Raw genomic sequence first — 14,667 nt, forward strand, 5'->3', positions numbered from 1 at the left:
GTCCCCTGCCCCTGGTCAACGTGGAAACAGTTGTCTAATGTCCAGCGGATGAAAAACCTTCCCAGCGCCGGGCAACCGGAACCGCATCCGCTGCTCGCCGTATTCGAAGACGCTGCGAGAGATGTTTTTCCGGCTCCGGACGGGGGCGTCACCCTTTTCCCTCCCCTGCCGGACGGACTTGAATGTTCGGTCGCCCTCACCGGGCACGCTTTTGTGGCCACCGCACTTTCCGGGCGCGAGGTCTCTGCCGAGCGTCCGGATGGATTCGGCGGCTCCCTCGCTCCGGGCTTCCTGCGAACCATGGCGGGCCGCCGGGGAACGATCGGAGTCGTCGACGTCACCCTCGTGGCACGCGGAGCGGGTGGGGCCGCCGGTCTGCCGGAGCGGCACGACAGGGATGATCACCCAAGGGTCCGCCATGCCCGTGCACTGCGGACCGGGATCCGCGTGTACGGCGACGGGCGCGGTCTCGTCACCCTCGGCCAGGGACTGGCCGGGCGGCGGGAGCTCGGCATCGAGCTGGCGGCGAACGCGCACGGTCGTGGTCTCGGGCGCTCACTGCTGCGGGACGCGCTGTCCCTGGTGCCCGCCGGTGAACCGGTGTTCGCGGCGGTCTCGCCGGGCAACGCGAGATCCCTGCGCTCGTTCCTGGCCACGGGTTTCGTGCCGGTGGGCAGCGAGGTGATCATCCGTCCCGGGAGGGACGCCCTGACGTGACACGCGAGTGGGCCGGGAGGCCGGCGGAGCGGCGATGCCCCGTGGGGATCGGATGCCGCTCCCGTTGAGCATCGGATGCTCAGGAGGAGAGCGCCGGCGACGTGGACAGTGGGCGGCACAGTACGTCAAGGAGCTGCCGCATGCCCATCACCGGCTATGACCGGGCCAGTTGCGCGTGTGGGCGTCACGTCCACACCGGCCCCGCCTTCTCGCCCGCGCCCGCCGTCGCACAGCCGGCCGTCGGAGCCGGCGTCCCCCTCGTTGTCCAGGAGGAGCCTTCGTGCGCCGGCTCCTGTGACGTGGTCGTCCTGAAGCTACGGCTCGGATCCCCCGGCGACGACCGCCGTGCGGCCCGGACCGCCCTGCGGCGTCTGGGCGTGCCTCACGACCTGGTGGAGAGGGCGCTGCTTGTCATCTCCGAGCTGCTGCTGCACTCGGGCGCTCTCTCGGCATCGTTCGAACTGCATCTGCACCAGGGGCGTACGGGCCGGGAGCTGCGGGTCGGGGTCGCCGGTGTCGGCGGCTGACACCCGGCCGGCGGGGCCGCGCCGGCCGGGCCCGTCCTGCTGCCGAGCAGTTGGCGTCGCCGAGCGGCGTGAGCTCGCCCCGGGCCGCCGGGCTGGGCCGAGCGGCGTGAGCTCGCCCCGGGCCGACGGGCTGGGCCACCGGACCCACCGGACCCAACGGACCCACCGGATCGCCCGGACCCTGCGGTCGCGTCGCGGCCGGGACGCGCTCGCGTGTGCCCGGGTGGGCGCCGGGACGTGGACCGTCGTTCCTCACGCGGCTCACGCGGGCCGTGGAGGTCCCCCCGCGTGCGGGCGACGCCGGCGAGGGTCGGGAGCCTCCCCGCGGGTTGTTTCGCCCCGGCCTCTTGCGTTCCTGGTTCTAAACGATTAGACAAGGGGGTGCGGCTGTAAGCCGAGGACGGCCGGGCTCTGGTTCGTGTGTGCCGTGAGCGGCGAACGCCCTGGCACCCTCCGGTCGCCACGCCATCCGGCGACACGGCACTCGCTGCCTGCCGCACGGTGCCTCACGCACACTGGAAGGACAACGAACGTGCCGCGCCTCCCCCTGATCATCGACACCGACACCGGCTCCGACGACGCGGTGGCCCTGCTGCTGGCCGCGGCCGGCGGGCTGGGTGACATCCACGCGGTCACCACCGTCGCGGGCAACGTCCCGCTGCGGACGGCCACGCGCAACGCCCTCATCTCACTGGAGGTGGCCGGCTGTCCTCAGATCCCCGTCCATCCCGGCTGCGGCAGGCCGATGATGCGGTCACTCTCGAGTGCGCAGCACGTGCACGGCGAGGACGGCATGGGCGACATAGGGCTGCCCGAGCCGTCGACGCTTCCGGAGGACAGCCACGCCGTGGACGTCCTGCTGTCGTATCCCCGCCGCCATCCGGGACTACTGACCCTGGTGACGCTGGCTCCGCTCACCAACGTCGCCGCCGCACTGACGCTGGATCCGCTGCTGTTCAGCCGGTACCGGCACGTCTACTGCATGGCGGGCGCAGCGGACCTCGCGGGCAACATCTCGGCCACGGCGGAGTTCAACGTGTGGGCGGACCCGGAGGCGGCGAGGATCGTCACGCGGGCCGCCACACCCGACAAGGTCACGTGGATCGGCTGGGACGTGTCACGCCAGGACGCGGTCATGACCGCGTCCGACCAGCAGCGGCTGCTGGACATCGGGACACCCATGGCGACCTTCGCGCACAACATCAACCGCACGGTCGCCGACTGGGCCAGGGACGTGACCGGTCTGCCCGGCTACGACCTGCCCGACCCCGTCGCGATGGCCGTGGCCCTCGATCCCGGCCTGGTGACCCGGCAGGAGCGAGCCCACGTCCAGATCTCCGTCGCGGACGAGACGCGCGGGCAGATGATCGTGGACCGGCGCGTCTCGGCGCCGGCCCCCAACATCACACTGGTCCGGCGAGTGGACGAGGCGGGGTTCAAGCGGCTGCTGTTCGACACGGTCGCCTCCCCGGTCCCGCACCCGACATACGCCGGCGCCTCCCTGGGTGAGACCCCGGTCCCGCACCCGGCCGACGCCGGCGCCCCCATCGACATCTGATCCGGAGCCAGTCTTGGACACCTCACAGGCGCGCGTCGCCCGCTACGAACTCCACTGTCATCTCGACGGATCCGTGCGCCCCCGCACCGTCGCGGAACTCGCCGGAGAGCAGTCGATCACCCTCCCCGGGCCGGTGGACGAACTGGTCAGGGCCCCCGCCTCGTGCGGCAGTCTGACGAAGTTCCTCACCTACATCGACACACCCCTGCTGGTCCTCCAGACACCGCAAGCCCTCACCAGGGCGGCCCGTGAACTCGTGGAGGACTGGCACCTCGACGGGGTCGTCTACGGCGAGGTGCGGTTCGCCCCGCAACTGCACGGCGCTCACGGGTTGTCCCTGGACGGTGCGGTCCGAGCCGTCGCGGTCGGTCTGGCCCAGGGGCGCGCCGCCACCGGCGTGCGAACCGGGCTGCTGCTGTGCTGTCTGCGCCACCAGAGCCCGGACGAGAGTCTTGCCGTAGCGGAGAGCGCGGCACGTCACCGCGGCCTCGTGGCCGGCCTCGACCTCGCCGGCGACGAGACGCTGTACGGCGCACAACCCCACCGGGCGGCGTTCGACCTCGCCCGCGGGGCGGGGCTGGCCTGCACGGTCCACGCGGGGGAGGCGGCCGGCCCCGAGAGCGTGTGGGAGGCCATCGACGTCCTGGGGGCGCGCCGCATCGGTCATGGTGTCCGCTGCGTCTCGGACACCGCGCTGCTGCGCAGGCTGCGCACCGACCGGATCGCGCTGGAGATGTGCCCGATCAGCAATGTGCAGACGGGGGCCGTCGCCACCATGGGCGAGCATCCGGCGCCCGCGCTGCTCGACGCCGGGTTGCCCGTGACCATCAGCACGGACACCCGTACGACGTCCTCCACGTCGCTCCGGCGGGAGTTCGAGACGCTCCGCGCCCACGCGGGATGGGGCGACGGCGAGGAACTGCGCGTCCAGGAGAACGCCGCTCGGGCGGCGTTCGGCGGCCAGGTGGAGACAGGAGACCCCGTGCACGTGAAGGACTTCCGATGAGTGTGGCCCGCCGTTTCCACGCACCCGTCGTCCTCCCCGCCGACGCTCGGTGCAGCGTGCTGCGCGACGCGGTGGTCGACGTCGGCGACGACGGCCGCATCTCGTACTGCGGCAGCGCGTCGACCGCCCCCGCCCGGCCGGGCGTGCCGAGGACGGATCTCAGCGGGATCCTCATGCCCGGCATGGTCAACACCCACGCTCACAGCGCCATGACGCCGCTGCGCGGCCTGGGCGGTGACATGAGTCTCGGGAGCTGGCTGAACGACGTCATCTGGCCCGCCGAGAGCCGTATGCGCCCCGCAGACGTCCGCGGGGGAATGCTCCTGGGGTGCCTGGAGATGCTCGGACACGGCATCACCACGAGCGCGGAGATGTACTTCCACGCCGAGGAGGTCGTCTCCGCCGTGCTGGACGCCGGCATGCGTGCACTGGTCGCACCGGTGTACTTCGACGCGCCGGGACGGGGGTGGCGGGAAACGGTGGAGTTCACCAGCGGTTGGATCGACTCCGACGGGCTCCGTTTCGGCCCCGGGGAACGCATCGAACTCTGCTACGGCCCGCACTCGGCCTATTCGCTGCCGTTCGAAGCCCTGCGCAGGACCGGCGAGGAGTCCTCCGCCCGGCGAGCGCTCGTACACATTCATCTCTGCGAGACGCTGGAGGAGGACCGCGCTCAACGGGCGCGGTTCCAGTCCGTGCCCCTGATGCTCCAGGCAGCAAACCTGCTTCCGGGACGGCTGCTGGCGGCGCATGCGGTCCACCTCTCGGCGGCCGACGTCGAGGTGCTGCGGGTACACGGCGTAGGCGTCGCACACTGCCCGGGATCGAACGGCAAGCTCGCGTCCGGAACCGCGCGGGTGGACCGGCTCCGAGCGGCTCGGGTCCCCGTCGGCCTCGGCACGGACGGGCCGGCCAGCAACGACCAGCTGGATCTGTGGCAGGAGGCGCGCCTCGCGCTGCTGTTCGCCCGGCTGGCGGCCGGCGATCCCCAGGCCCTCACGGCGTCCGATGCCTTCCTCATGGCCACCCGCATCGGGGCCCAGGCCCTGGGCCGCACGGACATAGGCCGTCTCGAGGCCGGGGCCTGGGCCGACATGGTGCACATGAGCACCGACAACGTCTACTTCGCGGCCGGCGTCGACGTACCGGACCGGCAACTGCTCGCCGATCTCGTCTGGGGGTGCGGATCGCGAGGAGTCCGGGACGTCTGGGTGGCCGGCGAGCAGGTGTGGGACGACGCCCTGTCCACCCGCGTCGACGCCGGCGAGGCCCGGAAGGCGGTTCGTGCGGCCGCGGCGTGGATCGCACCGTGACCACTGCCGTCACCGGCTCCCCGGACCGGGTACGCCGCCGGGCACCGACGGGGTCGTGAACGTCTCGCCGGAGCCCGTCACCCGGGCGCACAGGTCCGTGCTCCGCTCCGCCGTGGGCCGTTGACGGAGCGTGAGGCGGACGAGCCGAAGCGCGGGCGCCGTGCGCGGGCGATGCGCACGCCCGCGCGGCCACCCACGCAGAACCCGTTGATTCGACTGCAACCAAGGTTGTGCAGCCCTGGTAGGGCTGTTGCGGATCTGCGGCTCCGGGGTGCTCCGGGCAGGGTGCGGGGCGCGTCCTCGTCGTGGTTCGCGGCCTCGAAGTGTCTAGCGTGGGAGGTGTGCGTCGGCCGTCACCGGCCCGGCGCGGGTGTCATGGAGAACCCCATGGGCGTACAGCAACGATCGGCGCGGTGGCCGCTGGCCGGCCGGGACGACGAACGGGCCGCCTTCGCGGCGGTGTGGGCGCAGCGGCGCTGCGAGGTGGTGGTCATCTGCGGACCGGCCGGCGTGGGCAAGTCACGGTTCGCCGAGGAGTGCCTGGCCGGGGCCGCCCAGGAGGGCTCCCCGGTCGCCACGGCCGCGGCGACGGAGTCGGCGGCCACGGTCCCGCTGGGAGCGATCGCACACCTGATGCCGGCCGAAGTCGACCTATCCGACCCGGTCAAGGGCTTCGCCGCGGTGGCCGAGGCGCTGGCGGCACGCTCCGGCCGTCCCCGCCGGAGCGTGCTGTGGGTCGATGACCTGCACCTTCTCGATCCGGCCTCGGCCGTGCTGCTGCGCCAGCTGATGGACGCCGGGGTGATCCGCCTGATCGGAACCGTGCGCACCGGGGTTTCGGCCACCGAAGCGGTGGAGGTGCTGGTGCGCGGAGACACCGTGCACAGGATCGATCTCGGCCCGTTCCGTCAGGAGCAGACGCAGGAGGTGCTGCGCGCCGCCCTCGGCGGCCTGGTCGGACGGCGCAGCCTGCACGAGCTGCACAGCGCGTCCGGCGGGAACGCACTGCACCTGCGTGAGCTGGTGGACAGCGCGCTCCAGGCCGGGACACTCGCCGGCGACGGTGGTGTCTGGGAGCTGGCCGAAGGGTGGGTGGCGGGCAGTCCCCGGCTGACCCAGCTCATCGCCGACCGGCTGGACGCCGCCGACACGCGGGCCCGGCCGGTGCTCGAACTGCTGGCCGTGTGCGACCCCGTGAGCCTGGCCGACGCCCAGCAGCTCGTCTCGCTGGAGGTGCTCAGCGGTCTGGAGGACGCCGGGATGATCCGTCTCGTCGCCGACCGAGGACGCCATGCCGTGCAGTTCGCCCACCCGCTGTACGGCGAATGTCTGCGCGCGGACATCCCCGGTGGCCGCCGGCGTGCCCTGCTGCTCCGGCAGGCGGAGCGGACGAGGGCCCACGGCGCCCGGCGGCGCGACGACGCCCTGCACATCGCCACCTGGTGCCTGGCCGCCACCGGCAGCGCCGACCCCGCCACCCTGCTCGAAGCCGCGGTCCTCGCGCGACACGCCAACGACTACAGCCAGGCGGCCACCCTCTCCCGAGCCGCATGGCGGGAAGCCCGCACCGCCCAGGCGGCCCTGAGCTACGCCACCGCGCTCATCGGGCTCGCCCGTCATGACGACGCGGACCGGGTCCTGCGGGAGGCCGAGGACGTGGTGCTGGAAGCGGACCGGCCGGCCGTCCGTGAAGCCCGGGTGAACAACGTCGTCCTCCAGGGCAGACTGCTCGAAGCCCGGCGTCTCCTGCGCGACCGCCACGACACCCGCAGCCGCCTGTCGCTGGCGACCGTGCTCTACTTCCGGGGGCGCTTCCGGGAGTGCGTCGAGTTTTGCCGCCCCCTGCTGGACAGCGATGACGCCGTGACCGCCATGGACGCCGCCATATTCGGCGCCTCGGCCCTGCTGCGCCTCGCACTCGTCGACGACGCGGCCGAGGTCCTCGAGCCTCTGCGGTCCTCCCTCCCCGGCCCTGGACGGCCCGGGGGAGCGCGGAACATATCCCTGTACTCCGACTACATCGAGGACGTCGACGCCTACGCCCACGCGCTGAAAGGCGATCTGCGGACGGCCGAGGCGATCCTGGCCCGCCAGTACCGGCAAGCCGTCGCCAGGAAGCAGGCCTCGGTCGCGGCGCGACGAGCCATCGGACTCGGCTTCGTCCTGATGGAGCGAGGCAAACCGCGTTCGGCGCTCAGCGTGCTGCACTCGGTGGCCACCGGGACCGATCACTGGGAACTGTTCACCCAGTGGGCCCAGGCCGGCGCCACCACCTGCGCCGCGGTGTTGCGGCAGGGCGCGGCGGCCGACATGTACGCGGGGCTGCTCCCGCCGGTCGGCGACGACATCGAGGCCTGCGACAACCGCATCGCCCGTGCCTGGCACGCGCATCAGCGGAACGACCTGCCGGAGACCGAACGCCTGCTGATCGAAGCGGCGGAGCGGGCTGCGGAACTCGGCCAGACGCTGCACCGGATATGGGTCGTCCACGACATGGGTCGCCTGGGCATGGCCGGCCTGGCCGCGCCGTACTGGGACGTCACGGTGCCGGGGGATTACCTGCGGGCGCGGCTGGACTACACGCGTGCCCTGGCCCTCGATGACGCCCGGCTGCTGGCCCGGGTCGCGGAAGTGTTCCACGAGGCGGGCGCCGGCCTGTTCGCGGCCGAGGCCTTCGGCGAGCTGGCCCGGCTCCACGACCGGGGCGGCCGGCCCCGGCAGGCCACGGCAGCCGCCTCCCGGGCCCGGGATTCCGCGTCCCGGTGCGAAGGGGCGCGCACCCCGGCGCTGGCGGATCTGAGCGCCGCCCGGGCGGACGCCGTACCGCTCACCGCCAGAGAGCGCGAGATCGCCCGGCTCGCCGCCCGCGGAGCCGCCAACAAGGACATCGCCGACGCCCTCCACCTGTCGCCGCGCACCGTGGAGAACCATCTGCAGCGTGCGTACACCAAGCTCGGCGTGACGACCCGGGGCGAACTCGCGGACCTGCTCGACAGGTGACACCGGGCGCGCCCCGGTGGCACGGAACGGCTCCTCCCCGAAGCCGGCCCGGGTACCCAGTACGGCCTGGGTACCCATTACTCATGCCACGTGGCTTTTCATGGCGAATTGTCGAGTACAGGTACCGCGCGGCGGGTCACTGCCCGCGGGGCCGGGCTCGGGGGGTGCGTGGACCGCTCGCACCGAGGAATCACTGCATCGGCGGCGCCCCGCCGGCATCGAGGAGGAGGACCATGAAAAGCATGCGACGCGGTGCACCGGCTGCACCGGCTCTCTTCTCGCTCTCCCCGGAAGAGATGGTCTCTCTTCCACTGGACGTCCTCGCCCGGAGTGTCGCGGTCGATCTCACGCGCTCCGGCCACGCCACGGCCAGCGTCCAGAACTGGATGCGCCGCATCCGACGCGCCTACCGGGCCCACCCGCAGGCCATGAAGGTCATCAGTGAGGCCGTGGCGTGGCTGCGGCACCACATGGTCCTCGTCGACGACCTGAGCGTCAGCGCGGAAGGGGACTGGACCATGCTCAGCCGTCGCGGCGCCCGGTGGCTGCGGGACGGCACCCTCCACCCCGACCCGGCGGGCTGAACGCCCGGCCGCCCTGGGCCCGTCCGGGTGAACTCAGGGCGGCCCGACTCGGAACGTGGCCTCGACGGTCGTCGTGCCCCGCAGCGTGAAGTCCTCCCACCGGTCGATGAAACGGGCGAGGAACCGCAGGTCCGGCTCCGGCTCCTCGCCGTCCACGGGCACGGATGCCGCGCGCTGCCACGACACGGGAGGTCCCGAATACCGCAGTCCGAGCACGATGGCCGACGGAAGCCTGTCCAGCCACAACAGCACGGGGGAACGAGCGCAGTGCACGGCGGCGGTGACGATGTCGCTGCATGCGAAGACGACCCGGTCCACCGTCGCCGGTGCGACGTCCCAGAGCGCGAGTCGCCCTCGTACCAGGCGCCGGGAATCGGGCGTCGCCACGGCGCCGCCGCTGAGGAGCCAGGCCTCGCGCACCGGTACGGGCGTCTCCGGGTCCGGTGCGAGGAGCAGCACTCGTTCGACGGGACGGTCCATCGACACACCTCCCCCTCAGGCTCCGCCACCGACTGGACATACCTCTCTAACGTAGTTCATCGGGTGCAAATCGCCCGCGGTGCCGGTGCGCTGATCGAGAGGTCGGGCCGGTGCGCCGGTGCGGCGACACCGGTGCGGGCCGCGTGGTGCCGCCCATGGGGTGAGGCCTTGTGGTGGGCCCAGTCACGGCCCGCCGAAGCCTCGCGCTTATGCCAACGATATTGACCTGAGCGGGCTTCGACACGTTTCCTCGACCGGACCGCGTGCAGGCCGAGGGCCGCGAGCCCGCGGCGACAGACGACCAGATGCGCAAGGAGACACTCCATGGCCGACAGCGGCAACGCTCCGGACGCGTCCGCCCCACCCGCCGGCCTGAACCCCGGCGCCATCGGATTCGTCGACTCCGTGGCGATCGGCCTCAACTCCACCTCGCCCGCGTACTCGCTGGCGGCGGTGATCGGGCCGATCGCCGCGTTCGTCGGAGTCAACGTCCCTGGCGTGATGCTCGCTTCGTTCGTGCCCATGCTGCTCATCGCCTCGGCGTTCTACTATCTCAACCGCGCCGATCCGGACTGCGGGACGACCTTCTCCTGGGTGTCCCGGATCCTCGGCCCGACCACGGGCTGGCTCGGTGGCTGGGCCATCGCCATGACCGGTGTGCTCGTCATCGGCTCGCTCGCCGAGGTGGGTGTGCGCTTCTCCCTGCTCGCCGTGGGCATGGACGGTCTGGCCGCGAACGTCTACGTGCTGCGCTCGCTGACCGTGCTGGTCATCCTGCTCATGTCCCTACTGTGCGTTCGCAGCACCGAGACCTCGGCCCGGCTGCAGAACGTCCTGACGCTGCTCCAGGTCGCCGGACTGCTGGTCCTCGCCGTGGTCGCCCTGTACCGCGTCCACGCCGGAACCAGCTCACTGCACGCGGTCCACCCCGCCATGGACTGGCTGAACCCCTTCGGTGCCGGTGGAGGCGCCCTGACCGCCGGACTGCTGCTGGGCGTCTTCACCTTCTGGGGCTGGGAGTCGGCGGTCAACCTCACCGAGGAGACGGAGGGCGCCACCACGGCGCCCGGCCTGGCGGGGATCTGGGCCACCGTCGTTCTCCTGGTGACCTACGTGTCCGTGGCCTTCGCGGTGGTCGCCTACTGCGGGCCGGCCTTCCTGAGCGGCCACGCCGACGACGAGGAGGCCGTCTTCGCCACCCTGTCCACGCAGGTGCTCGGCGGCTGGGACTGGGTGGTACTGCTGGCCGTCGCGACGTCCGCCCTGGCGTCGACCCAGACCACGATCATCCCCGCCTCGCGTACCGCCCTGTCCATGGCCCGGCGCCGTGCCCTGCCCGACAGCTTCGGACGCATCCACCCCCGCCATCACACACCGGACATCGCCACGTGGTGGGTGTCCGGCATCGCCGTCGCCTGGTACCTGGTCATGCACTGGCTGAGCGACAACGCGCTCTCCGACTCCCTCACCGCCCTGTCCCTGCTCATCGCGTTCTACTACGCCCTCACCGGGCTGGCCTGCGCCGTGTACCACAGGCACCTGCTGACCACCGGCCCGCGCGACTTCCTGCTGCTCGGAGTGGGGCCCCTGACCGGCGCCGTACTGCTCCTGTGGCTGCTGGTGGAGTCGGTACGGGACATGGCCGATCCCGCGCATTCCTACAGTGGAGCGTCGTGGTTCGGCCTGGGACCGCCTCTGGTCATCGCGCTCTTCCTGTCACTGACGGGTGTCCTGGTCATGCTCGCCTGGCGATACGTATCCCCACGGTTCTGGGCCGAGCCCGCGCCCCTGACCGCCCCACGGCCGGAGCGGTCGCACACCGCATCCGGGAGCGGGAGCGGCGGGACGGACTGACACTCGTCGCCGTGACGTCCCCGGCCTCGCCCTCGGGGCCGGGACGGCGCCGAGGGCGAGGGAGGGATTACGGCCGGACGACAGGAGCGGTGCCCTTCGCTCGACCTCGATCCGGTGCGGTCAGGTCTGCCCCGTGCGGGCCTCAGCGGCACGTGACACGGCTTCGCCCACCGGGTCGGGCCCCTGGGCGAGTTCGAGGACGAGCCCCGCGGTGGCCGGTGTGTCGAGCAGGGAGACCAGGACCTCGGCGACGTCGTCGCGCGTGATCTCGCCGACGCTCCGCTCGGCGGTGAGACGGACCCGGCCGGTGCCCGGCTCGTTCGTCAGAGCGGCCGGCCGCAGGATGGTCCAGTCGAGATCCTGGGCCATGAGGTGCTCGTCCGCGGCGGTCTTGGCGTGCACATAGGCTGCCCACACTTCGTCGGCATGGTCCGGAGGCGGAGCACCCGCGCCACGGGTGGACACCATGACGTACCGCCGGACGCCGGCCCGCAGAGCGGCCTCGGTGAGGAGGACCGCGGCCCGGTGGTCGACGGTGTGCTTGCGGGCCGCACCGCTGCCCGGCCCGGCTCCGGCGGCGAAGACCACCGCGTCAGCCCCGGACACGACGCTGACGAGGCGGTCGCACGACTCCCTCTCGAGGTCGCAGAGCACGGGCTCCACGCCGTCCGGTTCCAGGTCGCCGCTGTGGTCCGGGTTCCGGATCACCCCGACGACGCTGTCGCCGCGGGCCACGAGGAGCCGGCCAAGGCGCCGGGCGATCCGGCCGTGGCCACCGGCGATCACGATCTTCATGGACACTCCTGGGGCTGGGCTGGGCTGGGCTGGGCTGGGCTGGGCTGGGCTGGGCTGGGGCAGGGGCACCAGGTGAGGGCGGGGCCGACCTAGAACGCGATGCGCACCTTGAGGGCGGTGCGGTCGTCCATGGCGCGGTAGCCGTCGGGAACGTCGTCCAGGTGCACCGTGCGGTCGAAGACGAGGCCGGGCTCGATTGCGCCGGAGAGGACGTCGGGCAGCAGCTGGGGGATGTAGGCCCGGGCGGGGGCGACGCCGCCGGCCACGGCGATGTTCCGTGCGAACATCTGGGCTATGTCCACGCCGGCCGAGCCGCCGTGCGGTACGCCGACGTAGCCCACCGCGCCACCGTCCCGGGTCACGGAGACGGCGGTGCGCATCGACTCCTCGGTGCCGACGGCCTCCAGCACGGCATGCGCACCCTCGCCGCGGGTCAGTTCCCTGACCGCTTCGACCGCGGCGGCACCGCGCTCGGCGACCACGTCGGTGGCGCCGAATTCGCGGGCGATGGCGGTGCGCTGTTCGTGGCGGCCGAGCGCGATGATGCGTCCGGCGCCGAGCCGCCGGGCGGCGAGCACGCCGCACAGCCCCACCGCGCCGTCACCGACGACGGCCACCGTCGCACCGGGCCGGACCCGGGCGGCGACCGCGGCGTGGTGTCCGGTGCTCATCACGTCGGACAGCGCGAGCAGGCTCGGCAGCAGCTTCTCCTCGCCTGCCAGTTCCCCGGGCAGCTTCACCAGGGTCCCGTCGGCGAACGGCACCCGGACCGCCTCGCCCTGGCCGCCGTCCGAGCCGACCTCGCCCCAGAAGCCGCCTTCCGGACACGAGGTGTGCAGGCCCTCCCGGCAGAAGTGGCACGTGCCGTCCGACCAGACGAACGGCGCGACCACGAAGTCCCCCGGTACGAGGCCCGTCACCTCACCGCCCGTCTCCTCGACGACGCCGAGGAACTCATGGCCGATGCGCTGCCCGGCGACACGGGACGCCACGCCCCGGTACGCCCACAGGTCACTGCCGCAGATGCACGCGCTGACCACCCGCACCACGGCGTCGGTGGGCTTGTGGATCGCCGGATCGGGCACCTCCTCGATCCGGACGTCATGGGGGCCGTGGATCACGGTGGCACGCACGAGAAACACTCCTGCACTGTCGGTTGGCACTGTCGGTAAGGCTTTGGGGTGGGGCAGTGGCCAGGGTCACCGCTCGCGCGCCCTCATGTCCAGCTACATCCCCTACAGCACTTGTTTAAGCTGGGCTGATGCTCGATGTCAGACGGCTGATCCTGCTGCGCGACCTGGCCGCTCACGGCACCGTGACCGCCGTGGCCGAACTCCACGGCGTCACGCCCTCCGCGGTATCGCAGCAGCTACGGCTGCTGGAAGAGGAGACGCGCGCCCGGCTGATGGAGCGGACCGGCCGCTCCGTGCACCTCACCGCGGCCGGGCACCGGTTGGCCGAGGACACCGAACGCGTGCTGACCGCCCTCGAACAGGCGCAGAACCGTCTGACGACCGGGGCCGGGCAACCGTCCGGGCCGCTCCACCTCGCCTGTTTCCCCAGTGCCCTCGCGACGGTCGCGGCGCCGCTCGGCGAGGCTCTGGAAACCCGCCACGGCGACCTGTCGCTGCACATCACCGAGGCCGAGCCCGACGTCGCCGTGCGGCTGCTGCTCCAACGTCGAGCCGACGTCGCGCTCGTCTACCGCTACATGAATCTCGCCGTACCGCCGCACCCCGGGGTCGAGACCCGCACCCTGCGGACCGAGCCGCTGGTCGCGGTCCTGCGCAAGGACCACCCGGCCGCTCGCCCCACGGGATCCGTGATCGATCTGCGGGAACTGGCGGACAGTTCCTGGGTCATCGCCCCGAGGCAGTCGTCCTGCGGGGAGGCCGTCCTCCAGGCCTGCCGGGCGGCCGGCTTCGTCCCGCGCGTGCGACACGTCTGCACCGACTTCTCCGCCATGATCGCCCTGGCTGCCGGCGGTGGGCATGTCGTCCTCGTGCCCCGTACGACGGTGACGAACCTGCCGCCGGCGCTCACCGCCCGGTCGGTCACGGACGGCACGCTCGTCCGCACGGTCGAGACCGCCGTCCGCCACGGTACGGCGCACGAACCCGCGATCGCCGCCTGCCTCCGCGTGCTGCACGCCCTCTGCGACAGTGGTGCCTCGGGTGCCTCGGGTGCCTCGGGTGCCTCGGGCGCGGAGGGTGCTGAAGCGCCCGGAGACCGCGAGGGCTAGGAGGGAGCTGCGATCGCCGCCCGCGGCGACGTTCGTGTTCCCGGACGTGCGCGTCCGTGGCCGTTCGACGCCGAGGTGATCGTGCCCGGCCGGGAGGTGACCGTCACCGTCCGGCGGTGGGCCGCAGCCGGCGCTGGAGGAGCAGATCGAGCCCCTGTGTGTGTACGGCGAGTGCGTGCAGGTTCCGGATGAGGGCGTCCATTTCGGTGTCGCCCAGCAGGTTCCTGACCTCCTCGTGATACTCCCGGCGCGCCCTTCTGCTCTCCTGCACAGCCCTGCTGCCGCGTTCGGTCAGGGCCACGAGGCGCACCCGGGCGTCCTCGGGATCAGCGGTGCGGGTGACGTAGCCCAGGCCTTCCAGCTCTTTGACGGCCTTGGAGGCGCCCTGCCCCGTCATTCCGAGCAGATCGGCCAGCCTGCCCACGGTGATGGGTCCTGCGAGCAGGTGCTGGAACACGTATCCGTGCGAGCGGCGGACGTCGGTGAATCCCGCTTCCCGCAGCCTTTGCCGCACCGCTTCGTCGGCGCCGGCGGATGCCGCCGTGAGCAGGAGGGACAGATCGCTGTCGGGGTTCGGCTTCACGACCGTAT

At 72.2% G+C, this 14,667-nt stretch carries 13 protein-coding genes; 9 read left to right on the forward strand and 4 right to left on the reverse strand.

What is annotated here, in order from left to right; translation table 11 throughout:
* Positions 1 to 447: 447 nt before the first annotated feature.
* From ACGFT2_RS23985 to ACGFT2_RS24015, 7 genes are all read left to right on the forward strand, one after another.
* Positions 448 to 717, forward strand: coding sequence for a hypothetical protein (locus ACGFT2_RS23985; RefSeq protein WP_393281581.1), 270 nt, complete (start codon positions 448 to 450; stop codon positions 715 to 717).
* 140 nt (positions 718 to 857) lie between these two features.
* Positions 858 to 1,244: a hypothetical protein gene (locus tag ACGFT2_RS23990; RefSeq protein WP_393281582.1), complete on the forward strand. Its 387-nt coding sequence runs from the start codon at positions 858 to 860 to the stop codon at positions 1,242 to 1,244.
* Between the two features lie 532 nt (positions 1,245 to 1,776).
* Positions 1,777 to 2,802, forward strand: coding sequence for a nucleoside hydrolase (locus ACGFT2_RS23995; RefSeq protein WP_393281583.1), 1,026 nt, complete (start codon positions 1,777 to 1,779; stop codon positions 2,800 to 2,802).
* 13 nt (positions 2,803 to 2,815) lie between these two features.
* Positions 2,816 to 3,808: an adenosine deaminase gene (add, locus tag ACGFT2_RS24000; protein ID WP_393281585.1), complete on the forward strand. Its 993-nt coding sequence runs from the start codon at positions 2,816 to 2,818 to the stop codon at positions 3,806 to 3,808.
* A complete protein-coding gene (locus ACGFT2_RS24005; RefSeq protein WP_393281587.1) occupies positions 3,805 to 5,121 on the forward strand; it encodes an amidohydrolase family protein in 1,317 nt (438 codons plus the stop codon). Before add ends, ACGFT2_RS24005 begins: the two co-directional genes overlap by 4 nt.
* A gap of 387 nt (positions 5,122 to 5,508) precedes the next feature.
* Complete coding sequence (locus ACGFT2_RS24010) at positions 5,509 to 8,121, forward strand: LuxR C-terminal-related transcriptional regulator (protein WP_393281589.1); 2,613 nt, start codon at positions 5,509 to 5,511, stop codon at positions 8,119 to 8,121.
* Between the two features lie 233 nt (positions 8,122 to 8,354).
* Complete coding sequence (locus ACGFT2_RS24015) at positions 8,355 to 8,705, forward strand: hypothetical protein (protein WP_393281591.1); 351 nt, start codon at positions 8,355 to 8,357, stop codon at positions 8,703 to 8,705.
* 33 nt (positions 8,706 to 8,738) lie between these two features.
* Here ACGFT2_RS24015 and ACGFT2_RS24020 read toward each other — a convergent pair whose 3' ends face one another.
* Positions 8,739 to 9,185, reverse strand: a complete 447-nt coding sequence (locus ACGFT2_RS24020; protein WP_393281593.1) for a hypothetical protein — start codon at positions 9,183 to 9,185, stop codon at positions 8,739 to 8,741.
* A 324-nt stretch (positions 9,186 to 9,509) separates the two neighbouring features.
* Here ACGFT2_RS24020 and ACGFT2_RS24025 point away from each other — a divergent pair, with 324 nt between their 5' ends.
* Complete coding sequence (locus ACGFT2_RS24025; RefSeq protein ID WP_393281595.1) at positions 9,510 to 11,039, forward strand: APC family permease; 1,530 nt, start codon at positions 9,510 to 9,512, stop codon at positions 11,037 to 11,039.
* A gap of 120 nt (positions 11,040 to 11,159) precedes the next feature.
* Here the strand turns inward: ACGFT2_RS24025 and ACGFT2_RS24030 are convergent, their stop codons facing one another.
* Both ACGFT2_RS24030 and ACGFT2_RS24035 read right to left on the reverse strand, forming a co-directional pair.
* Positions 11,160 to 11,834 (reverse strand): SDR family oxidoreductase, encoded by a 675-nt coding sequence (locus ACGFT2_RS24030; RefSeq protein WP_393281596.1) that lies wholly within the window; start codon positions 11,832 to 11,834, stop codon positions 11,160 to 11,162.
* Positions 11,835 to 11,923: 89 nt separating this feature from the next.
* On the reverse strand, positions 11,924 to 12,967 hold the full coding sequence (locus ACGFT2_RS24035) for a zinc-dependent alcohol dehydrogenase family protein (protein ID WP_393281598.1): 1,044 nt from the start codon (positions 12,965 to 12,967) through the stop codon (positions 11,924 to 11,926).
* A 128-nt stretch (positions 12,968 to 13,095) separates the two neighbouring features.
* Here ACGFT2_RS24035 and ACGFT2_RS24040 point away from each other — a divergent pair, with 128 nt between their 5' ends.
* Positions 13,096 to 14,076: a LysR family transcriptional regulator gene (locus tag ACGFT2_RS24040; protein WP_393281600.1), complete on the forward strand. Its 981-nt coding sequence runs from the start codon at positions 13,096 to 13,098 to the stop codon at positions 14,074 to 14,076.
* 103 nt (positions 14,077 to 14,179) lie between these two features.
* Here the strand turns inward: ACGFT2_RS24040 and ACGFT2_RS24045 are convergent, their stop codons facing one another.
* On the reverse strand, positions 14,180 to 14,659 hold the full coding sequence (locus tag ACGFT2_RS24045; RefSeq protein WP_393281601.1) for a MarR family winged helix-turn-helix transcriptional regulator: 480 nt from the start codon (positions 14,657 to 14,659) through the stop codon (positions 14,180 to 14,182).
* Between the last annotated feature and the right edge of the window lie 8 nt (positions 14,660 to 14,667).

The organism is Streptomyces sp. NPDC048514 (genome assembly GCF_043199955.1).
Lineage (GTDB): Bacteria > Actinomycetota > Actinomycetes > Streptomycetales > Streptomycetaceae > Streptomyces.